The sequence below is a fragment of the Gardnerella sp. KA00718 genome, from assembly GCF_049244285.1.
Taxonomy (GTDB): Bacteria; Actinomycetota; Actinomycetes; order Actinomycetales; family Bifidobacteriaceae; genus Bifidobacterium; species Bifidobacterium vaginale.
Window position 1 is genome coordinate 280,983 of record NZ_CP058370.1, and the last position, 20,306, is coordinate 301,288.

A 20,306-nucleotide genomic window follows, 5' to 3' on the forward strand; every position below is an offset into this window, starting at 1 on the left:
AGCGCGTAAATCATGTTACGCTGAAACGATTGGCGTGATGTTACCCATGCTGGATTCGTCAAATCGCAGAATATCGTAGTCGCGTTGAAGGTTGAGCCAAAAGTCTGGGATTGTTCTAAAAGCTTTATATAGCTTGTATGCCATTGCTACACTGATTGCGCGTTTGCGTGAGCACGCATTAATAAACTGATATTATTTTTGACTACATTTTTGTTGTTTACATTCTTTTTTGTTTGATTATTAGATGTATGATAAGGCAAATTAATCAATTAACCCTAATTTTGGTCTGGGAAGATACAATAGCAATTTTCCATTGTATAACACAAAAAGTTGGGTTGATAACTATATAGAGTATAATCAACCCAACTTTTATGCTATACGCTTAATTTTAGTGTATATTGAGTTTATAATAAACTATTCCAATCCAACTTCTTCTGCCGTAGCATAAGATAACTGTGTACCTCGTTTGGTTACAGCATCTCCAGCATATATGTTGGCTGCCTTTATAGATGCTTCTATGTCATGGGTCTTTACCCATGTATGGCTGAAACATCCAATGAACGCGTCGCCAGCGCCAGTTGTGTCAACTGCATTTTGCGCGGATTGTGCATCAGCTTTAAACATCTTTTCGCCTTCGCTATTTACCAATAGGGCTCCTTTGCTTCCTAATGTAACAATTACATTAGGAATGCCAGATTGTAATAGCATTCTAGCTGCATTAGTGATATCTTCACTAGTGTCAACAGGCATTCCAGTAAGGAGAGAAAGCTCGCTTTCGTTAGGCACAATAAATTCGCAATTGCGAATATTCTCTAGTGATAAAGCTGGATCTGCTGGAGCTGGATTCAGTAGGACTGGTACACCCAATTCCGCCCCCATTCTTATTGTTGCATATACAGTTTCTAGAGGAATCTCTAACTGTAGAACTATCAGTTTGCATTTTGAGATTTCACTGCGAGCTTTTTCCACATCATTTGGCTTAAGTTTTGCGTTTGCTCCTTTGACAATAATTATTGAGTTTCGCGATTGTGGATCTACAAAGATTGGGGCTACTCCAGATGTAGCGTCTGTTCTCATTACGAATTTAGAGTCAATACCATTTTTCTCAAAATTGTTAATTGTGTTTTCCGCGAAAACATCGTTACCAACCCTTGTTACCATCAATACTTTTGAGCCCATTCTAGATGCTGCTACGGCTTGATTAGCACCTTTTCCTCCACAACCCATGTGAAAGTCTGGGGCTTCTACTGTTTCTCCATCTGTTGGCATACGGTTTATGTAAGAAATCAAATCAACCATATTTGATCCAACTACTGCAATTTCCATTGTTACTTCTCCTTAATTCCAGTATGAACAGTGAATTTCTTTGTTTCGCCAGGATTTAATTGAATCAATGTGCCAGCTTTCCTAGCAGCTTCGCGCCCTTCTGGCCTAGATGTTCCAGGCAGAGCAAAAGCTGCAACTTTTTGATCTGCATTGTAAAGGATCCATCTGGTCACAACAGGGAATTCTTGCGTGGAGAATTGTGTTTCGAATGTAGTACCGTCTGGAGCAACCATATCAATAATTGCATTGTCCGTAATTTTGTTTACTCCATCCGCAAAGTAGACAATTTCTGGATCAAATTCTTCTGCTCCTACTAATGAATTAGCATCTTTTTTACCACTTAGTATGTCTTCATTAAGTTGTGTCCATCTTGGAGTTGGCTTTACGTGAGCAGGAATAGATGTTCGTAACTTGAATGTGTCATTGCCAAAGTTTTGTGTTATTTTAGCGTCCTTTACAAATGCATAGTTCATGTGGCACATGTACTGTAGTGGCATTGACGCATATAGCGACTTATTGGTTACTTCTAAATGAATATCAAACATTGAAGAACCTTCGTGTAAAGTTACTGAAGGTTTTGCAACATAGTGATCACCAAAGCCCTGTAAGTATTCGTAGGAAGATTCAATTGTTATAGATGTCTCGGTAACAATTAATTTTGCATTATCCATATGCGAGCATGGGAATTCACCGTGTAAAGGATGCGTATCTTCCGGAGAAGGGCACCCTGCAGCTAAAAGTCCAGAATGGAATGCAAAGCACCCGTATGTGTTAACAATTTGGTTTGCTGGTTTAGGTTTTGAGAACATGTTATCCATTCTCAAACTTTTACCATCAAAATTTGCATCCCAAATAATCTGTCCCATGAATGGGAGCACTTCAACATATCCTCTAGAATTATGTATTGTCAAGGATGCAATACCTTGAGGATATTGTTTCGTGGTAACAGACCATTCATTATTGTGTAATATTTCTTTTACTGATTCAGTGAATTGTGATTCGAAAAGATTAATATTAAATTCTGACATGACATTCAGCTTTCTTTTTTAGATTTTTTGTAGGTTAAGTAGAAATAGATGAATACCGCTGCAAAGCAGACTAAATCAACTATGAATGAGATTTGCATAGAGCCAGTGTGATCAGATACAAGTCCTTGTATTGCGGGAACAATTGCTCCACCGATTATTGACATAACAATTACCGCGCCGCCAGTCTCTGTGAAACGTTTGTCTTCTATGGAATCCAGAGTACGCGAGTAAATAGTTGCCCAACATGGTCCAAATAGTGCTGATACTAACACTGCTGCATATACGGCAGTCATATTTGGAACAAGTATTACATACACTAATGCAATAAATCCGCATGCTGAGTATCCAATAAGCACAAGATCTTGATTTATCTTCGTCATAAGTAAGTTTGCAATAAACTTTCCTGCGAAGAATCCAATGAATGAAAAGATCATGAAGTTTGCTGCGGTGCGTTCATTTAAACCATGATTTATATTGAGAGCAAGTCTAATAGTGAACGACCAAACAGCCGTCTGCATTCCTACATACAAGAATTGTGTTAGAATGCCGATTCTAAACCTAGAATTTTTTATTAGATAGCGTAGTGTTTCCACTATTGATGCATTATCTTTTGCATCCTCATCAGTGTGTGTAGGTTTGCAAGATGGGAATTGTGTTATAGCAATAATAATTAGCATTACTAACAGGATTAAAATGATAACCCTATATGGATGTAGAGTCCTTTGTAACATTTCCCTGGCAAACTTTTGGCTCTCTGCCACACTCATTTTTGCCATTTGATTATGTAAAGATTCACCTTCTGTGAAGATTAAATACTTTCCTAGCAGAATACCAGCGATAGACCCTAGAGGGTAGAAAGTTTGAGAAATGTTTAATCTCAAAGTGGAAAGTCGTTTTTCTCCAATCATCGATGAATATGTGTTGCATGATGTCTCTAAGAATGACAAACCTACTGCTATTGCAAATAAAGACACTAAGAACACAGAATATGTTGCCATAGTGGATGCTGGGAAGAACAATGAGCATCCAATTATGTATACGGTAAGACCTATCAGTATGCCAACCTTGTAGCTAGAATGCCGAATTACTCTAGACGCAGGTATAGCGATTAAGAAATACCCCCCGTAGAATGCTGATTGTACAAATGCTGATGCAAAATCGGACAGTGAAAACACCGACTTAAATTGAGTGATTAATACATCATTAAGACTTGCTGCGATTCCCCACATTGGGAAGCATATCGATAATAGCATGTATTGAAAAATAGGAGTTTTATTTAGATATCCATCTTTTAGTTGTATGGTTTTATCTTTTATAATTCCCCAAGTGTTATTAGTAGCAAATGTTTCTTCATTTGCTAAATCTGACTGCTGTGTAATCATGATTCTTCTCCTGAGAGAAGTTTCACTCCAGCAGAGGCTCCGATCCTGTTGGCGCCAGCTTCAATCATTTCGTTCATCTCTTTTGATGTATGAATTCCCCCAGCAGCTTTAACGCCCATATCTGGTCCAACAGTTTTTCGCATAAGTTTAACAGCGTGTACTGTCGCTCCTCCAGTAGAGAAGCCTGTTGAAGTTTTAACAAAATCAGCGCCAGCTTCTTGTGCGCATTTGCTGGCCTTTACTATTTCTTCATCTGTTAATAGACACACTTCAAGGATGACTTTAACAATAGCTTGGCGATTTGCACCTTCTACAACTGCCTCAATGTCCTTGGTTACATATCCCCAGTCGCCTTCTTTCGCGGCTCCTATATTAATAACCATGTCGATTTCATTTGCACCTTCTTTGATTGCAAGTTCTGTTTCAAACTTTTTGACTTCTGTACAATGCGTTCCAGAAGGGAATCCAATTACAGTGCAAACTTTCACGTCACTATCTTTAAGGAGCTCTGAAGCTAGTTTAACTCTGCATGGGCTTATGCATACTGAGCAGAATCCATACTTTTTAGCTTCGTTGCAGATTTTTATGACCTGTTCTGTTGTTGCATCGGGAGCTAACAATGTGTGATCTATGTATTTAGCTTTTTCTTCCATTTTGTCTCCTTTGACTTTAGAGAAACTACCTCAGTTTCTCTAGGCATAGAGTGTAGTAGTTCAGGAGACGTATTTGAACAAAATTTCAGAACATATGTGCAATTTTTAAGAATTGTTACTCTTTTTACATATCGACGCTAGTTTGTGCGCAGTTGGTACATCTATAACCAATCGATTTGCATATTTATAAGTCAATGCAACATAAATGGAGTCTAATTTTTCATTTCCGCCTGCTATTAAAATGCGTTGTTCTTTGTGCCGTAATTCTGGCAAAGAAATCGTAAGAGTCCGAGCATTTAAATCTGGTAAGCAAACCCTACCATTTCTATCTACGAAATGTGAACAAATATCGCCGACAGAATTTTCAGTTAATTCTTTTTTCTCATTGTTTGTTATGAGTGGAGAAGACATAAGAGGCGATGTAGATTCATTTGAACCAACACTATAGACGACAATTCTTGCTTTTTCTGCATGAGAAATCACATTCCTTATGCCAGTTTGACGTTCTACAGCCTGTTTAGCTTCAACAGATTCAAAAATAATTGGATAAGCAATTGTATGTATAGTGGCATTTAAAGCGATATGGAATGCTTTTAATGCGTTCATCATAGAAAAATCCATAGAAGGCAAAGACATGTCTCCGCGCAATTGAACAACATGTATGTTATTAAAATGCATCTCTGGCATTTGTGAAGCAACATAATCGATTGTCCTTGACCAAGATATTCCAATTGTATCTCCATCTCTCAGAAGGCTAGCTATGAGTTGTGAACCAGCTTTTCCTAATGATTTATGTAGATTTGTATCGCGTCCTCTTATAGGAGAGACAAGTCTAACTTCATCAAGTTGAAAATATTTTTTTAATGTTTCTATAAGATGTATGTCTTTCTCTCTTGGATCTTCTACTGTAATTTTTACGAATCCACGTTTTTTAGCATGAGATAATAATTTTGACACGTTCGGCCTTGAAACATGTAAAACTTCGCTCACTTCAGCTTGAGATAATCCATTGTAATAAAGCTTTGCAACGTCTAAAGCTTGATGATCTTTGTGGGTCATGCCTAATTGATCTGTTTTCATCATTTTCCCATTCACGCATGATAATCATCTTTAGCTGCATAAGTTAGTAGACTAATTTTCGATTTTCATATACGACTGAATAATATGGGATAATTATATGTACAATTTAATAATAAATTAAGTGCTAAATACAAAAAGTAAGTTTATTTTTATATTATGAATACCGTTGTAATGTATTTTTAGCTAATAAAGTCATTGTCGGAATATTAATCTTTTTGCAATAATACAAAAGCTTTACCGGCATGTTGCAAGCATGTTGGTTGTTGTAGTAAGTCTTGTTTATGCGATGATAATATATTTGATTTTTTCCCTGAAGAGTCTTAATGATTTGCAATTACTATATCGAATGTCAATATTGTTTTTAATTTTTCTTATTCGACAGAATTCAATAAGTTGATTAATTTTTAGACAAATTCTACCAAGGTAAAGTACATAAATATTATATTTATATATTTTGTAAATATTTTTCGTTGGCAATATGCTGATGTGAAAATATTAAAGATAATTGCGATCTGGCATGTATATAAGTGAGGATTTGTGATTTATGCTGACTTTACCATCAATCTTAATATAGTTGTTGATACAGTATTTTTCCCACGATGTCGGTATAGATGAATGTTTTTTACTCGCTATGCTGCTATTTTTTAAAAATGTCGGTATAGAATGCGATTTTCTGTAAACTATGACGACATTTTGCTATTTTGTGGATTTTGGGGGGATATTGTTATGGTTTTTGATGATTGATAGAGTGTTTGATATTGGGAGTGAAGCAAGCGATGTTTAGGAACGTAATGGCGATTGAGCGCGCGCTTGGAACGGGGATTATTATCTCTAGCAGCAAGCCGATTTCGCAGCGCGTGCAGAAGCGGATTCGCACTTTTGTTGAAGAGTATGAATCGGTGCTTTCGCGCTTTCGTGCAGATTCGCTTGTTTCGTGCATGGCTTGTGCGGCTGATGGCGGCGATTTTGAGTTTCCAGAATGGGCTGGGCCACTTTTTGCGCTTTATAGCGAGTTTTACGCTGCCACTCGCGGAGCTTTCGACGCTTGTATTGGTGCAGATCTGCTTGCGCTTGGCTACGATAATTCCGTGCAATTCGTTCCGCAATCGGCAGCTAGCGCGAGTGATGATAGTGACAGTTGGGCTAATTATCGCCGCGCTTTGCCAGTTACGTGGGGGAATATTTCGCGAGATTGCGGCAGCGTAACGCTTCACACGAATCAGCCAGTGCAGCTTGATTTTGGTGCAGCGGGTAAAGGTTATTTTGTAGATCTTGTAACGCGGATTATTAAAGAGGAGCTTAGCGGCGATTCGCCTTCGAATAGCGATTCTCCTGCGGATTTTGATTTTTTGGTAAACGCTGGCGGTGATATGCGCGCTTGCTTTAGCAATGAAGATTACCAAATAAAAGTTGCTCTGGAAAATCCGTTTGACACAACTCAAGCAGTTGCAGTGGCATCAATCGCAAGCGGAGCGTTGTGTGCGTCGTCTAGCGCAAGAAGGCGTTGGAAAGTAAAAGACACAAGTTACTTAGGCAAAGATGCAAGTGGCTTTGAGTCTAATTTAATTGCGACTCACTTGATTAATGCGCTTGATGGCATTCCTGCTTGCGATTTATGCGCAAGCTGGGTTTATATTCCTGCTAAAACTTGCGATTTCCCAACTGCTTACGCTGATGCGCTCGCAACTGCGTTGTTTGTATCGCAAGAAAACGATTTGCAAAAAATCGTGCAAACCACCAGTGCTGAGTTTGCTGTAATGCTGCCTAATAAAACGCTTCGCAAAACGCGTGCATTCCCAGCGCGCTTTTTTCGGAGTGATGCTGAGTAATGCTGAATAATTCCAACTAATGCCCAATAATGACTATGCGAGCTAGCTTGCTTGCAAGAATCGAAGCTAGACGCAAACAATACGGTAGCGTTGCAATCAGCTTCCACTTTCAAACGTGCATAGTAAAATTGTAAAATAAATTTTACTGTAAAGTAAAAAATTGCAGAGAAGGAGATTGTGTGTAATGTCTTATAAAACAGTTGATTCTTTAATGCGACATCTTAGAGATAGCGGCTTAATTATTTCTGGTAGTGTACAAAGAAGACAACTAATAAGTACTGGATATTTGGGTTATAGGCCAAAAGACCTATAACCCAAATTTTTTACTTGGCACTGTTAACTCAACCTTAAACCCACCGTATTTGCTTCTACTTATATCAACTGTTCCATTATGAGCGCCAATAATCTGCTGAACAATTAGCAGACCCAAACCATGCCGCTGTTCTGCAGTACTTGTATCACAAATCATATAGTGCGGTGCATGATTAAGCTTTTCGATTTTTTCATCTGAAGCACCTATACCATTATCCTCAACACAAATAATACAATTATTATTATTTGCAGCAACGGATACATAAATCGTACACCCATTTTCATTATGAGATATGCTGTTCTGAATAAGATTAGATATTGCTCGTTTTAATAAATCTTTGTCTACATTAATATTGCAAACAGTCAATTTAGCATCTGTTTCCCACTTAATCGAAAACTCATCTTGCATACCCATATTCATAAAATCCACAACAACTTGCCTAACAACAGCAACAATATTTTCTTCTTTTTTCATAATGGGTTGCATATTATATTCAAGTTTTGAAGCCAAATTAAGGTCATTAATCAAATTCTTCATTCTTGCACTTTGCTTAATAATCATCGTCGCTTTTTTACGATCTTCTTGCGAAATATGGAGAGAATTTTCTAACTGTCCCGCATATCCCATAACCATAGATAACGGAGTACGAATATCATGCGAAACTCCAGCTATCCAATTCGCTCTTGCAGTCTCCTTTTTTCTCAATTGTTCTTTTTGTATTTGCAAAATATCGGAAGCAGAATTTATGTTAGATGAAATTTCTGAAAGTGCTCCTGTTTCTGGAATATGCACGCTTTCTCCACTAGATAAACGTTGTATCCCTTTTGTAATCGGATTAATTGATTTTAGTAGTTTTATATTAGCTATTAAATAAATTCCAAGAATAAGCAAAATGTTGATGAAGAATACGCTTAAAACAATCTGTGGAAAATTTGAGATTAAACTGTAGTTCCAACTTGGTTGCGTATGTTTCCAAAAGCTTTTGTGCGGAAATCCGACTACGACAACTCCATTCTTATTATCACCAGTGTAAGTTGGATAACCATCAATGTAGCCAATGCTCAAATTAGCTACATCAGACAAAGTATAATCGTTTGGAATAGTTGCAGGAACGTCTTTTGTTTTCCATACGACTCTTAACGTATTATTATCAATCAAAATTGCCCATGCGCCAGAATTTGTCAATTTGGAAGACATATTTTTTGATAATACATAATCCCCACTTGCGGATAATTGTAATGCTTCTCCCGTCTCTTTTGCTATGTTATAGGGAGACATCTCTTTATCGGGTGCGTAACTCCCTATAAGTACAACAAACGCAATAATATTCATTAATACTATGAGCACAGTGCTTAGTAGAAAAATACTTATAAAGCGTTGTATTAGTTTTGGTATGCTTTTCATTCTGCTTTACTCCACAATCAGCTTGTATCCTAAACCTTTTACTGTTACCAATGAAACAGGCTGCGATGGATTGAGTTCTATTTTTTCTCTGATACGACGTATATGCGCCATTAAAGAATTTTCATATCCAAAAGGATTATCACCCCATGCAGCTTCACATAACGCGTCAATTGTTACGATACGTCCCGCATTTCTATATAAAGCAGAAAGCAAATCGTGTTCTTTGGCTGTAAGTGGAATATGTTCGTTATTTTTTATTACTTCTGCAGAAGAAAAATCAATCTGACTATTTTTCAGTTTAACAATGGGATTTTCGCTCTTGTAGCTTCGTCTTAAAATTGCCATAATGCGAAACGTTAGCTCTTTTGGAAGAAACGGCTTTACAATATAATCGTCTGCTCCTAAGTCAAATCCCTTAAACTTATCTTCATCTTCACCGCAAGCAGTAAGGAATAAAATAGGACAATCACTATATTGTTTTATCTGCTTCATTAGTTCAAACCCATTACCGTCGGGGAGCATAACATCAAGGATTGCTAATTCTGGACGTAATTTTTGTGTTGCTTCTACGGCATCTTTTATACTTTTTGCAGTCGTTATATTATAAAAACCGTATTCGTTTAATATGGACACAACCATATCTAGAAGTTCCTGCTCATCGTCAACAAGCAGCAGATGCTTGTTCAATAAATAATCATTCAGATTCATGGAGAACCCCCTAACATATATTATGCCATGTGAATATTCATTTTTTGACCTCGCATAAAAATGTAAGGTAGATGTAAGGTGAAGAGAATGTTGTAGAAAGGTTGACGCAATATCATAAATCCTGAAAGGAGATATTGCCATGAACAATATTGTTACAACAGAACATTTAACAAAAAAATATAAGTCATTTATTGCTGTTAATGATGTTTCACTTCATATTCGCAAAGGTAGCATTTACGGCTTTCTTGGGCCAAATGGAGCTGGAAAATCTACAACAATGAAAATGCTCTTAGGGCTTACGGCTCCAACAAAAGGTGTGTTTACAATCGACGGAAAGCAGTTTCCTGCCGACCGCATACCTATTTTGAAAGAAATAGGCTCGTTTATTGAATCGCCATCTTTCTATGCAAATCTAACAGGTAGAGAAAATCTTGACATTATACGTCGCATTTTAGCATTGCCTAAGAGTGCAGTTGATGACGCATTAGAATTAGTGGGTCTTTCTGAGTTTGGAGACCGTCTTGCAAAAAAATATTCGCTTGGCATGAAGCAAAGGCTTGGTCTTGCTGGAGCATTGCTTGGTAGACCACCTATTTTGATTTTAGATGAGCCAACAAATGGACTAGATCCATCTGGCATACATGAAATCCGAAATCTGATTAAGTCGTTGCCAGATCTTTACGATTGCACGATTCTTATTTCTTCTCATATGCTATCCGAAATTGAGCTTATTGCAGATGATATTGGAATACTTAATCACGGACACTTGTTATTTGAAGGTAGTTTAGATGAACTACGACAGCATGCTTTACAATCTGGTTTTGCTTCCGACAATTTGGAAGATATGTTCCTATCCATGATTGATGAAGACAATAAGATCAGGAAGCAGAGTGCAAGACTATGAAAACGCTTGTAATCGAACTAAAAAAATGCAAGAGAACTGGTTTTATAGCTCTTATGATTGCTATTGGCATTATGGGAGCAGCGTACGCTTTTGTGAATTTCATTGTACGAAAAAGTACATTATTAAATCTGCCTTTAGCTCCTATGGATATTCTTCTTACACAGCTTTACGGCATGATTATGGTGTTAAACATGTTCGGCATAATAGTTGCCGCATGCATTATCTACAACATGGAATTTAAGGGAAATGCAGTAAAAAAGATGCATATGCTTCCTATGAGTGTTCCAACTATGTACCTATGCAAATTTATGCTGCTGACCGTTCTGTTACTAATCGCTATTTGCATACAAAATTTAGCACTTGCAAAAATCGGTGTAACAGATTTGCCACAAGGCACGTTTAATGTAAGTACTCTTATATCTTTTGCTGCATATTCATTTATTACATCAATGCCCGTATTGTCCTTTATGATTTTTGTATCATCACGATTTGAAAACATGTGGGTAACGCTTGGAATTGGTGTAGCAGGATTTTTAAGCGGCATGGCATTGGCTTCGTCAGACATCGTGCTTTTTATGGCATCACCTTTTATCGTTATGCTAAAACCAGCAGTTGCCATGAGCGCGCAACCTAATACTACGGTCGTAATCGTATCAATAGTTGAAACACTTCTGTTTTTATGTTCTGGATTGTGGGCAGCTAAGAAGCTGCACTACGAATAAGGAGATTATGAAAATGAGATTTTTTGAACTTCTTAGAATCGAATTTAAGAAAGTAAAGCGTAGTAAAATTATTCCTTTGATTTTTATTGCACCACTAATTGTGGTTGGATCTGGTGTAGCAAGCCTTCATAGATACTTCACTCCAGAATATACACACGCATGGGCTGCTATGTTTATTCAAAGCGCATTAGTCTATTCATACTATTTGCTTCCTCTTAGTATGATTGTTATTTGCGTGATGATTGCCGGACGAGAAACGAGCAATAACGGAATACTAAAAATGCTGGCACTGCCTGTTAGTCGATACGCGATTTCTGCTGCAAAATTTTGCGTACTATTATTTTATTTGCTTATGGAAATGGTCGTATTTTTTGCTGTATTCGTCATAGCAGGATTGTTTGCAACCAGTAGCACAGGAGTTACAGAAACGCTCCCAATTATGTATCTACTAAAATGGTGTTTAGATCTGTTTTTGACTATGATTCCAAGCGTAATAGTCATGTGGGCGATTACTGTTCTTTTTGAAAAGTCAATGTTATCCGTTGGATTAAATATACTTCTTGTGATTCCTGGCGTATTAATAGCAAATACTCCACTTTGGGTAGTTTATCCTTATTGTTACAGCGGATATATGGTTTCCCGCTCTCTACATGCAGTTACATCAACAGGATTAGGAAACGGATTTAATCTTATACCATTTTTGCCATGTGCAATTGCAATATCTGTGTTTGTATTTTTGATTGCAATAACACAATTTGGCAAAAAAGAGATGAGATAACAAGGGGTACTAAATAACAATGCAGTGAAATAACAAATGAAACGAAATAACAAATGCAGATGTGACTTGCAAAATCGCGTATAAGTTTTTAGCTATACACAAAATGCGTAAAACGTTCAAAACGCAGTATGGAAACAAATAGAACAAAAACAAAAAGCTTTCGGTTTTGAATGCCCCTAGTAGCAAACAAAACCGAAAGCAACACATTCAACACTCACCCCCCCACACGCACAACAAACGCCAACACAAATCAGAGATAAAAATATTCTTTCTTCTATTAGGGTGGAGATTGACGCTAGTCCGCAGTTGCGTAGTAAAAAGAAGCTTATTGAAGGATTTATTGCGCAGCTTAACGAAAAAGAGCTTCGAGAGCTTGCGGATTATAGCAATGGCGCTGCGGCGATTGCGCGCGCTGAGAAGAAAAGTCGCATTGTAGAAAGTATGAGAAACATGTTTAATGAGTTTGTTGGGCTTATTGGCTTTTCTCAATACGATTCGCAAAAAGATTGATAATTATCATTATCAATATCATTTTTGTAATATTTGCGTGTTTTTTGCGTCTAACTATATCAATCTACTTGATATATCGATATTATGTTCATGGGGTTACTTGCGAAGCGACTTTAAACAGAATAAAAACGGAAATACAAACCGTGCAAAAGCCGCCAAAAAATTTGAACGATTAAAACTAAACGAAAATAGAAAAAATTGTGTGCGCTCGATGGGGATTAGAGCCAAAGGAGATATGGAGACATTATGCACGCGTGTGCAAAAGCGCGCCAAAAAGTTGCGAGCGCATCGGCATTTTTGTTGTCAATATGCATTTTAATAAGTTGTGCAATGGGAGTAGTTGGATTAGTAGGATTAGTTGGAGAGCCAACAATAGCCTACGCAACTGACGCTGACAAAACCTATAACAGTTGGTCAGAAGTTTCTTCAGCAGTTACAAGCCAAATAGAACAAGGTAAAAACGAATACAATAGTGCAAATATGGCAGGAGCTGCAACCAGATTCCAAGCTGCATACAATTCGGTATACGTAGCATCAAACTTCATAACCGTTGTTAGAGACACAATTGGGCAAGATAAGGTGCAGTCGCAAAGTGACCAGTTCCAGCAACTGCAAACTTTGGTATATCAACAAAATCAAAGCGCACAGATTAGTGAAGTGGCATCTACTCTGGAAAGAGATATTGCGCAAACCGCTTCTCAACTCGATGCAAACACGCAGCTAGATAAGCCGAATGTTTACGCAGCCAAGTTGCGCGCGCAAATCGCAAAAGAGCGTAAAAAGCTCGATGCAGCAAAAAAGAAAAATCTTGGGCGAAATGGCAGAACTTGGAGCCAAGTAGCGCGAGAAATGAACGTTATACTAGATAAATCTGCATCAACGTACAAAGCGGCAAAAGGAAATAAGCAAGAAGTTGCCAAAGCTGTTGATTTAGTAAACGAAGCCTACTACCAATATTACGAAAAGCTCGGTTTTGAGAAGAACGTGATGAACGCAATAAGCGGCAGCCGAGTAAGCACTGTTGAATACCAGTTCAAAGAGTGCAGGCAGGCTATGAACGATGGCAAATCGTTTGCGCAAACAAAAAAGTTCGTGACAGATCTTAAGTCAATGCTTATTGAAGATGCAGCAAAACTAGACGGCGGAGCGGCATCTAACTCCAACCCGTTTATGCAATTTATAACAAGCTCCTTTGGGCAGGCTTTTATAATCTTGTTGCGCGAAGGGTTGGAAGCGCTGCTGGTCGTGGCTGCAATAATCGCGTATCTTATTAAATCTGGGCACAAGAGCATGGTTAAGTACATTTACATGGGGCTTGTTGCAGGAATCATAGCTTCGCTTATTGTTGCTGCGCTATTTGGATTGTTGTTTAACGGTTCTGGTCCGCAGCAAGAAATCACTGAAGGTGTTGTGGCACTGTTTGCAATGCTTATGCTGCTGTACACAAGCAATTGGATGATTTCAAGATCTTCTGTGCAAGCTTGGAACGAGTATATTCGCAACCAAACGACGGCAGCAGTTTCTAAAGGAAGTCTGATTTCTCTAGCGCTGCTAAGCTTCTTAGCAGTGTTTCGCGAAGGTGCAGAAACTGTAATCTTCTATCAAGCGATTTTTGCTGTATCAAGTGGAGCAGATTCCATGATCTGGGGCGGGTTTGTATCCGCAGCCGCTGTTTTGGTTGTAATCTTCCTGCTAATTCGCTTTGCATCCGTTCGCATACCAATTCGCCCATTCTTTACAGGAACCAGCGCTCTAATGTGTATCCTAGTGGTGATTTTTGCTGGCGGAGGCGTGCACGCGCTTATAGAGGGTGATGCGCTCGCTGGGGTTTATATTCAAGGCTTGCCAACTAACGATTGGCTTGGATTCTATCCGTACGTTGAAACGATTTCGGCGCAAGTCGTAGCTGCAATCGTGGTTATTGCACTGCTATGCGTGTCTATTTTGCGCACACACAAGTCGCAAGCAACCGTTCGCGGATAAGTCAAAACTAAAAATCAAAACTAAAAATCAAGCAATAATAAACAAATAATTAACTAACAGAAAAGGTTAGATATGAAGAACAAAAAGATGATGGCAATTGCAGCCTTAGCGCTGGCAGGAATGCTAACACTCACTGGTTGCGGTGCAAACGGAAACGCGGCAAAATCTGCTGCAAAGCCACAATCATCCGAGCAAAAGGCTGACGACAAGGGCGGAGACAAAGGCTTTGAAGAGGTTCCAGTTGGACCTAACCAAGACCAGAACATTGGCCCACTTACGATTGGCGCCGTGTACTTCCAGCCAGTTGACATGGTTCCAGCAGGCATGGGCTTAAAGGCAAGCGAGGCAAGCTTCCACCTTGAGGCAGATATTCACGCAAACAAGGAAGGTACAAAGCTTGGCTACGGCAAGGGCGAGTTTATTCCAGATTTGACTGTGAATTATCAAATTATTGATAAGGCGAGCGGCGAAGCCGTTGTAAAGGGAACGTTTATGCAAATGAACGCTTCCGACGGTCCTCACTACGGCGCAAATGTTAAGCTCGATAAGGCTGGAAACTACAAGTTAGTGCTTTCTGTCGAATCGCCAGAAAAGAAGGGCTGGATGCTTCATGTAGATCCTGCTACGGGCGTGACTGGCAGATTCTGGACTGAGCCAATTACCGCTACATTCGACGATTGGAAGTACACTCCACGTCAGTGGTAGTTTTGCCAGTGGTAGTTTTGCCAATAGAATGCATGAGTAATGCATAAATAGTGCAAAATGGCGCATAAATAAAAAACAAAAATAGATAACGAATAATCATGTAAACAGCAAAGGAGGGAATATGCTCAGGATGTTCGTTACAGTACTTCCAGGGCTGCTCCCTCTTGCGCTGCTTACAATGGGATTAAGCGCCACGCTAAGCGTCGGCGAGGGGCGAGATAAGCCAATCAGCTCTCGCTGGCGACTTTTTGGCTTGATTTTTGGAACAGTTGCGGCGCTTGTTTTTGCATTTTTGCGCGCAAGCGTGGTGATTAATCAGCGCAATTTTGTGAATCTTCCAGCGCTCTGCATTGCTGTTCCGCTAGATGTTGCCACAATCGTTTGTGTTGGCGCATCTGGCAAAACGGTTGCAAAATGGCGCAAAAATCCGCTGCCCTTGCACATAAGCAATGCGATTGGCGCGCTTTGCCTAGCGTTTACAATGTTTTACGCGCTCCCAGACGTTATTTTGCAGCTTACGATTTTCGTTGACTCCAGCACGCCTCCGTTTACTTCCGATATGCTTCTTCGCGCGCTAGGATTTATTCTTGGCGCGGCTGCTGCGATTTGCATAAGTCTTATGGTGCGATCTTTGCGCGCAACCGCGAGTATTGGCGCCTTTAGAATCGCAATTATTCTAAGCATAATAATCTTACTAATTCAGCATTTAACATCCCTGCTGCAAATTATGCAAGGAAGTATTTTGCTGTATATAGACGATTTTTCGTTTAGCATTCTTGTTTGGCTTATAAACAACTCTCCGCTTATGATTATGGCGCAAATTTGCATGTTTTTGATTCCTGCATTCGCCTCTCTTGTAATTGGTTTTAAGACGCCTGTAGTTGGAGAAAATTCTGCACAAATCCGCGCAAAGCGAGCGTTTAAGCGCAAGTCTAGAAGGTCTGCGCTTGCGGCGCTAATGGCTGCAATCGTAGTAATACTTACGCTTACTGCTGGTGTGTCTCTTATGAATATTAAGCCAACGCTTACGCCGCCAGAACCGTACGAGTTGCATGATGGCGTAGCAACAATCAACTTTGTGCAAATTAGCGATGGCCACTTGCATAGATTCCAATACAAAGCTAAAGATGGCACTGTTATGCGCTTTATAATCATCAAGAAAAATGGTGGAGCGTATGGCGTGGGCTTGGATGCTTGCGAAAATTGCGGAGATGCTGGCTACTACGAAAAAGATGGCAAGATAATATGCCGAAAATGCGATGTTGCAATAAATTTGGCGACTATTGGGTTTAAGGGCGGATGCAACCCGATTCCATTCCCGTACAAGGCTGGTGGTGGCAAAATTACCATTCACACAGCCGATTTAGACGTGCTTAGCTCGCACTTTAAGTAGGAGTGCTTGCAAATGTTTATGATTCGAATGGTTGCGCGATCTCTTGCAAGGCAGATTAAAAAGCGAGTTCTTATAGCGATTGTTGTGTGCTTGAGTGCGTGTGTAAGCGTTGCAATGCTTAGTGTTGTTTACGACGTTGGAGACAAAATTAACGCGGAGCTTAGCTCTTACGGATCCAATATTATTGTTCAGCCTAAGTCGAATGCTGTTGTGAACGACTTGTATGCGTCTCGCACAAAGTCGAACTATAGTAATTCGCAAACTTCTCGAACTTCTCAAACTTTGGCTGATGCGGAAAGTCAAGAATCTACCGCTTTTTTGAAGGAATCGGATGCTGCAAAAATCAAAATGATTTTTTGGGCGTTTAACATAACGAATTTTGCGCCAAAACTAACGATTTATGCAAATCTTAAAGCAAATTCTTCTGCCGAATCTGCTAATTCTGCTAATTCAGTAGTCCCAATTGTTGGCACGTGGTTTAATCGCAAGCTTGCGCTCGCTTCTGGAGAAACAACAGTTGTTGGTGTACAAGGAATGCGGTCTTGGTGGAAGATGCTTGAAGGCAGATTCCCGCGCGATTTTAAGCACGAGGCCGCTGTTGGCACAAATCTTGCTAAAAGTCATAATCTAAAAGTTGGTCAGCGAATAAAACTAGATCGTTCTAGCAGGCAAATCTCACTTAAAATTGTTGGCATCTACGATTCTGGAGATAGCGACAATAACGCGATTTACGCGGATTCCAGCCAGGCACAGCGTATTGCAAACAAGCCAAATATGGTTGAGGTGATTGAAGTTAAAGCATTGACTACGCCAGAAAACGATTTAGCGCGTAAAGCGGCGAAGAATCCAGCGGCGCTTAGCCAAGAAGAGTGGGAGACGTGGTATTGCACAGCCTACCCAAGCTCGATTACTTACCAAATTGAAGAAGTGATTCCAGACGCTGTTGCAAAGCAAGTGCGGCAAGTTTCGGCTATGCAAGGCAGCGTGCTTAACAAGACGCGCGCTGTGATGGTGCTTATGACGGCGCTTAGCTTGGTTGCGGCGGCTGTTGCGGTTGCGAATCTTATGGCGGCTGCGATTTCGGAGCGCTCGGGGGAGCTTGCGCTGCTCAAGGCGCTGGGTGCGCGCGATGGTGCTGTTGCGCGGCTAATGCTTATGGAAACAGCGGTTATTGCATGCGCTGGTGCGCTTATTGGCATGATTGCAGGCTTTGGCGTTGCGCAAGTGATTGGATTTAGCGTGTTTGGTTCTGCGATTTCGCTTCGACCAATGGTGTTTGTGCTGGTGTTTGTGCTTCTTGCGATTACTGTTCTTGCTGCTGCTGGCTCTTCTATTCGCTCTATTTTGCATGTGCGTCCTGCGGAGGTGCTTCATGGGCGTTAAATCTGGTTCGGGTATGACTTCTAATAGCGCAATGTTTGCGACTATGCTTTTTGGCGCGGTTTTTCGCCGAAAGTCGCGTGCGCTTATGGCAGTAGTTGCCACTCTTGTTGGTGCCGCTACGCTATTTTGCTTGGCTGCAATCTGCATTGTTGTTCCTCAACAAATGAGTGACGAAATGCGCGCATACGGAGCGAATATTATTGTGACGCCGCTTGCAGGCGAGTGGAAAAATGGCATTGATCGCGCAATGGTTTTGCACACTAACGACATGGTTCTTGCAAAAGGTGCTATGCGATCTGCTACCTACCGTTACGAAAATGTGCGCATTAATGCGGCTCCGTACGTGCTTGCTGGAGTGGATATTTCCGCTGTTAAGTCGCTTAATAAGCATTGGAACGTGGACGGCGCTTGGCCTAGCAGTGGCAACGTTATGGTTGGGCGAGATGTTGCTTCGGCTATGGGCTTGAAGATTGGTTCGCGCATTGCAATCGCGTATCGCGCTGGCGATAATTCCTCGGATTCGCATAGCCTTGCGCAAAAATCGCAAGGTAATCAAGCAGGCAATCAAGCAGAAAATCAAACAGATAAATCTTCTCAAAAAAAGCTTGTTGAAGGCAGAGTTTCCACAGATATTATGGATACTCACGGCACAACTTTCCGCGTTTGCGGCATTTTAGATACGGGAGACGCCGAAGATTCCATGCTTTACGCAACTAACGCGGATTTGCGTGCGCTTACAGGCGTTAAGCGCGGTGCGGACGTGATTGCTTACTCGTCTTCTGCTCCGAACGTAGATGCTGTTGTGCGCAGCATTAACGATATGACTTCTATGCGTGTTCGTGCGCAACAAGTTACTAAAGTTACGGCGGCAGATACTGGCATTATTGCTATGCTTCGCAGCCTATTTTGGATTGTTTCGCTGGTTGTTCTTGCGTTGATGATGGTTGGCGTAAGCACTACGATTTCTTCGATTGTGCAGCAGCGCCGAAATGAGATTGGCTTGCGCAAAGCTTTGGGTGCGAGCGCTAAAAGCATTGGCATTGAGTTCACTGCAGAATCTGGGCTTTATGGTTTTATTGGCGGAATCGCTGGTACAGCAGTGGGGTATGGATTTGCGCGATTGCTTGCGTCAATGGTGTTTGCGCGAGATTTGAGCGTAAATTGGTGGCTGGTTGTGTTTTCTATTGTGTTTAGCGTTGCAGCGTCTTGCGTTGCTGCGTTGCCGCCTGTTTTGCGCGCTTCAAAAATAGACCCTGCGATTGTGCTTCGAGAAGAATAGCTTTTATAGTGATTTTTAGAGTGATTTTATAGTGTTTAGTTAAGGATTTAATATGACAGAGAATAAAGAAACTAAGCTGGAGAGCACAAAAGCTGAGCCAGAAATGCTGTTGACTTTGGACCATGTTTCCAAGATTTACGGCTCTCTTCGCGCTGTTGACGATTTGTCGCTTACTGTGCCGCAAGGCGAGTGGCTTTCGATTGTTGGCTCGAGCGGCTCTGGCAAAACTACGCTAATGAACATTATTGGGTGCATGGATTCGCCGTCTAAAGGCTCCGTTGCTTTGCAAGGCCGCAAACTCGAGGATTTGAACGCGGGCCAGCTTGCAGACGTTCGCAAAAACGTAATCGGTCTTGTGTTTCAAAAGTTTTATCTTGTGCCACATTTAACAGCTGTAGAAAATGTGATGGTTGCGCAATATTATCATTCAGTTGTAGATGAATCGCAAGCAATGGAAGCCTTGGAACGCGTGGGATTAAAGGACAGAGCACATCATTTACCAAGCCAGCTTTCTGGCGGTGAGCAGCAGCGCGTTTGCGTTGCGCGTGCTCTTATTAACTGCCCGAAGTTGCTTCTTGCGGATGAGCCGACTGGTAATTTGGACGAAAAGAATGAGCAGATTGTACTCGACTTGTTTAAGCAGCTTCATTCCCAGGGAACTACGATTATTGTTGTAACGCACGATTCTTTGGTTGCTCAATGCGCGGATCGTGAAATTATGCTCAACCACGGTGTGCTTGTTGGTGAACGTTGGAATAATGAGGTTGCGCGCAAAGCGTACGAGGCGATTGGTGGCAAGCCTGCGTTTACGAGTGCACATGTTGATGAAAGCGTTGCGGAAGCTTTGCAAAATCATGAGCCTACTAAGTCACCTAAATTAGCGAATTTAGATGATTAGTTTTTAAATGATTAGTTGCGCATAGTTT

20 protein-coding genes are annotated in these 20,306 nt (G+C 40.5%); 12 read left to right on the forward strand and 8 right to left on the reverse strand.

The genetic code is table 11. The features are described 5' to 3' along the window. Positions 1-15: 15 nt before the first annotated feature. The 6 genes from HXT55_RS01135 to HXT55_RS01160 form a co-directional block, all read right to left on the reverse strand. Positions 16-144, reverse strand: coding sequence for a hypothetical protein (locus HXT55_RS01135; protein WP_004138655.1), 129 nt, complete (start codon positions 142-144; stop codon positions 16-18). A 270-nt stretch (positions 145-414) separates the two neighbouring features. Beyond that, entirely contained in the window at positions 415-1,326 is a 912-nt protein-coding gene (gene rbsK / locus HXT55_RS01140) for a ribokinase (protein WP_004138744.1), read from the reverse strand. 2 nt (positions 1,327-1,328) lie between these two features. Then, positions 1,329-2,354, reverse strand: a complete 1,026-nt coding sequence (locus HXT55_RS01145; RefSeq protein WP_004116228.1) for an aldose 1-epimerase family protein — start codon at positions 2,352-2,354, stop codon at positions 1,329-1,331. Between the two features lie 5 nt (positions 2,355-2,359). Next, complete coding sequence (gene fucP / locus HXT55_RS01150; RefSeq protein ID WP_004116227.1) at positions 2,360-3,736, reverse strand: L-fucose:H+ symporter permease; 1,377 nt, start codon at positions 3,734-3,736, stop codon at positions 2,360-2,362. After that, complete coding sequence (deoC, locus tag HXT55_RS01155) at positions 3,733-4,389, reverse strand: deoxyribose-phosphate aldolase (protein ID WP_004116226.1); 657 nt, start codon at positions 4,387-4,389, stop codon at positions 3,733-3,735. Before deoC ends, fucP begins: the two co-directional genes overlap by 4 nt. A gap of 105 nt (positions 4,390-4,494) precedes the next feature. Then, the gene (locus HXT55_RS01160) at positions 4,495-5,472 is read right to left on the reverse strand and encodes a sugar-binding transcriptional regulator (RefSeq protein WP_225622744.1); all 978 of its coding nucleotides are present in this window, start codon (positions 5,470-5,472) and stop codon (positions 4,495-4,497) included. 788 nt (positions 5,473-6,260) lie between these two features. Here HXT55_RS01160 and HXT55_RS01165 point away from each other — a divergent pair. After that, entirely contained in the window at positions 6,261-7,298 is a 1,038-nt protein-coding gene (locus HXT55_RS01165; protein WP_064623064.1) for an FAD:protein FMN transferase, read from the forward strand. Between the two features lie 184 nt (positions 7,299-7,482). Next, a complete protein-coding gene (locus HXT55_RS01170) occupies positions 7,483-7,611 on the forward strand; it encodes a hypothetical protein (protein WP_101886631.1) in 129 nt (42 codons plus the stop codon). Here the strand turns inward: HXT55_RS01170 and HXT55_RS01175 are convergent. Both HXT55_RS01175 and HXT55_RS01180 read right to left on the reverse strand, forming a co-directional pair. Continuing rightward, positions 7,606-9,015 (reverse strand): sensor histidine kinase, encoded by a 1,410-nt coding sequence (locus tag HXT55_RS01175; protein ID WP_101886630.1) that lies wholly within the window; start codon positions 9,013-9,015, stop codon positions 7,606-7,608. The genes HXT55_RS01170 and HXT55_RS01175 overlap by 6 nt on opposite strands. Before the next feature lie 6 nt (positions 9,016-9,021). Then, positions 9,022-9,723 carry a response regulator transcription factor gene (locus tag HXT55_RS01180; protein ID WP_004114219.1) on the reverse strand — a complete coding sequence of 234 codons (702 nt, stop codon included), beginning with the start codon at positions 9,721-9,723 and terminating at the stop codon, positions 9,022-9,024. 139 nt (positions 9,724-9,862) lie between these two features. Here HXT55_RS01180 and HXT55_RS01185 point away from each other — a divergent pair, with 139 nt between their 5' ends. The 10 genes from HXT55_RS01185 to HXT55_RS01230 all read left to right on the forward strand — a co-directional run bounded on the left by HXT55_RS01185 (position 9,863) and on the right by HXT55_RS01230 (position 20,278). Further along, the gene (locus HXT55_RS01185) at positions 9,863-10,627 is read left to right on the forward strand and encodes an ABC transporter ATP-binding protein (RefSeq protein ID WP_004138603.1); all 765 of its coding nucleotides are present in this window, start codon (positions 9,863-9,865) and stop codon (positions 10,625-10,627) included. Further along, on the forward strand, positions 10,624-11,349 hold the full coding sequence (locus HXT55_RS01190; protein WP_064623421.1) for an ABC transporter permease: 726 nt from the start codon (positions 10,624-10,626) through the stop codon (positions 11,347-11,349). The genes HXT55_RS01185 and HXT55_RS01190 overlap by 4 nt, the downstream gene beginning before the upstream one ends. 13 nt (positions 11,350-11,362) lie before the next feature. Beyond that, positions 11,363-12,127 (forward strand): ABC transporter permease, encoded by a 765-nt coding sequence (locus tag HXT55_RS01195; protein WP_004114222.1) that lies wholly within the window; start codon positions 11,363-11,365, stop codon positions 12,125-12,127. A 249-nt stretch (positions 12,128-12,376) separates the two neighbouring features. Beyond that, complete coding sequence (locus HXT55_RS01200) at positions 12,377-12,637, forward strand: hypothetical protein (protein ID WP_331244722.1); 261 nt, start codon at positions 12,377-12,379, stop codon at positions 12,635-12,637. Positions 12,638-12,883: 246 nt separating this feature from the next. Next, the gene (locus HXT55_RS01205; RefSeq protein WP_101886629.1) at positions 12,884-14,620 is read left to right on the forward strand and encodes an FTR1 family iron permease; all 1,737 of its coding nucleotides are present in this window, start codon (positions 12,884-12,886) and stop codon (positions 14,618-14,620) included. 72 nt (positions 14,621-14,692) lie between these two features. Then, positions 14,693-15,325, forward strand: a complete 633-nt coding sequence (locus tag HXT55_RS01210) for an iron transporter (RefSeq protein WP_004573680.1) — start codon at positions 14,693-14,695, stop codon at positions 15,323-15,325. A 121-nt stretch (positions 15,326-15,446) separates the two neighbouring features. Continuing rightward, the gene (locus tag HXT55_RS01215) at positions 15,447-16,718 is read left to right on the forward strand and encodes a Fe-S-containing protein (protein ID WP_421792266.1); all 1,272 of its coding nucleotides are present in this window, start codon (positions 15,447-15,449) and stop codon (positions 16,716-16,718) included. Between the two features lie 12 nt (positions 16,719-16,730). Beyond that, positions 16,731-18,101, forward strand: coding sequence for an ABC transporter permease (locus HXT55_RS01220; protein WP_421792268.1), 1,371 nt, complete (start codon positions 16,731-16,733; stop codon positions 18,099-18,101). Beyond that, positions 18,091-19,380 (forward strand): ABC transporter permease, encoded by a 1,290-nt coding sequence (locus tag HXT55_RS01225; RefSeq protein WP_421792270.1) that lies wholly within the window; start codon positions 18,091-18,093, stop codon positions 19,378-19,380. Before HXT55_RS01220 ends, HXT55_RS01225 begins: the two co-directional genes overlap by 11 nt. Positions 19,381-19,432: 52 nt before the next feature. Continuing rightward, positions 19,433-20,278 carry an ABC transporter ATP-binding protein gene (locus HXT55_RS01230; protein WP_004114240.1) on the forward strand — a complete coding sequence of 282 codons (846 nt, stop codon included), beginning with the start codon at positions 19,433-19,435 and terminating at the stop codon, positions 20,276-20,278. The last annotated feature ends 28 nt before the right edge of the window (positions 20,279-20,306 follow it).

Coding starts and splice junctions, on each gene's coding strand:
- HXT55_RS01135 (WP_004138655.1), bottom strand. CDS start 144: ATGGCATACAAGCTATATAAAGCTTTTAGAACAATCCCAGACTTTTGG.
- rbsK (WP_004138744.1), bottom strand. CDS start 1,326: ATGGAAATTGCAGTAGTTGGATCAAATATGGTTGATTTGATTTCTTAC.
- HXT55_RS01145 (WP_004116228.1), bottom strand. CDS start 2,354: ATGTCAGAATTTAATATTAATCTTTTCGAATCACAATTCACTGAATCA.
- fucP (WP_004116227.1), bottom strand. CDS start 3,736: ATGATTACACAGCAGTCAGATTTAGCAAATGAAGAAACATTTGCTACT.
- deoC (WP_004116226.1), bottom strand. CDS start 4,389: ATGGAAGAAAAAGCTAAATACATAGATCACACATTGTTAGCTCCCGAT.
- HXT55_RS01160 (WP_225622744.1), bottom strand. CDS start 5,472: ATGATGAAAACAGATCAATTAGGCATGACCCACAAAGATCATCAAGCT.
- HXT55_RS01165 (WP_064623064.1), top strand. CDS start 6,261: ATGGCGATTGAGCGCGCGCTTGGAACGGGGATTATTATCTCTAGCAGC.
- HXT55_RS01170 (WP_101886631.1), top strand. CDS start 7,483: ATGTCTTATAAAACAGTTGATTCTTTAATGCGACATCTTAGAGATAGC.
- HXT55_RS01175 (WP_101886630.1), bottom strand. CDS start 9,015: ATGAAAAGCATACCAAAACTAATACAACGCTTTATAAGTATTTTTCTA.
- HXT55_RS01180 (WP_004114219.1), bottom strand. CDS start 9,723: ATGAATCTGAATGATTATTTATTGAACAAGCATCTGCTGCTTGTTGAC.
- HXT55_RS01185 (WP_004138603.1), top strand. CDS start 9,863: ATGAACAATATTGTTACAACAGAACATTTAACAAAAAAATATAAGTCA.
- HXT55_RS01190 (WP_064623421.1), top strand. CDS start 10,624: ATGAAAACGCTTGTAATCGAACTAAAAAAATGCAAGAGAACTGGTTTT.
- HXT55_RS01195 (WP_004114222.1), top strand. CDS start 11,363: ATGAGATTTTTTGAACTTCTTAGAATCGAATTTAAGAAAGTAAAGCGT.
- HXT55_RS01205 (WP_101886629.1), top strand. CDS start 12,884: ATGCACGCGTGTGCAAAAGCGCGCCAAAAAGTTGCGAGCGCATCGGCA.
- HXT55_RS01210 (WP_004573680.1), top strand. CDS start 14,693: ATGAAGAACAAAAAGATGATGGCAATTGCAGCCTTAGCGCTGGCAGGA.
- HXT55_RS01215 (WP_421792266.1), top strand. CDS start 15,447: ATGCTCAGGATGTTCGTTACAGTACTTCCAGGGCTGCTCCCTCTTGCG.
- HXT55_RS01220 (WP_421792268.1), top strand. CDS start 16,731: ATGTTTATGATTCGAATGGTTGCGCGATCTCTTGCAAGGCAGATTAAA.
- HXT55_RS01225 (WP_421792270.1), top strand. CDS start 18,091: ATGGGCGTTAAATCTGGTTCGGGTATGACTTCTAATAGCGCAATGTTT.
- HXT55_RS01230 (WP_004114240.1), top strand. CDS start 19,433: ATGACAGAGAATAAAGAAACTAAGCTGGAGAGCACAAAAGCTGAGCCA.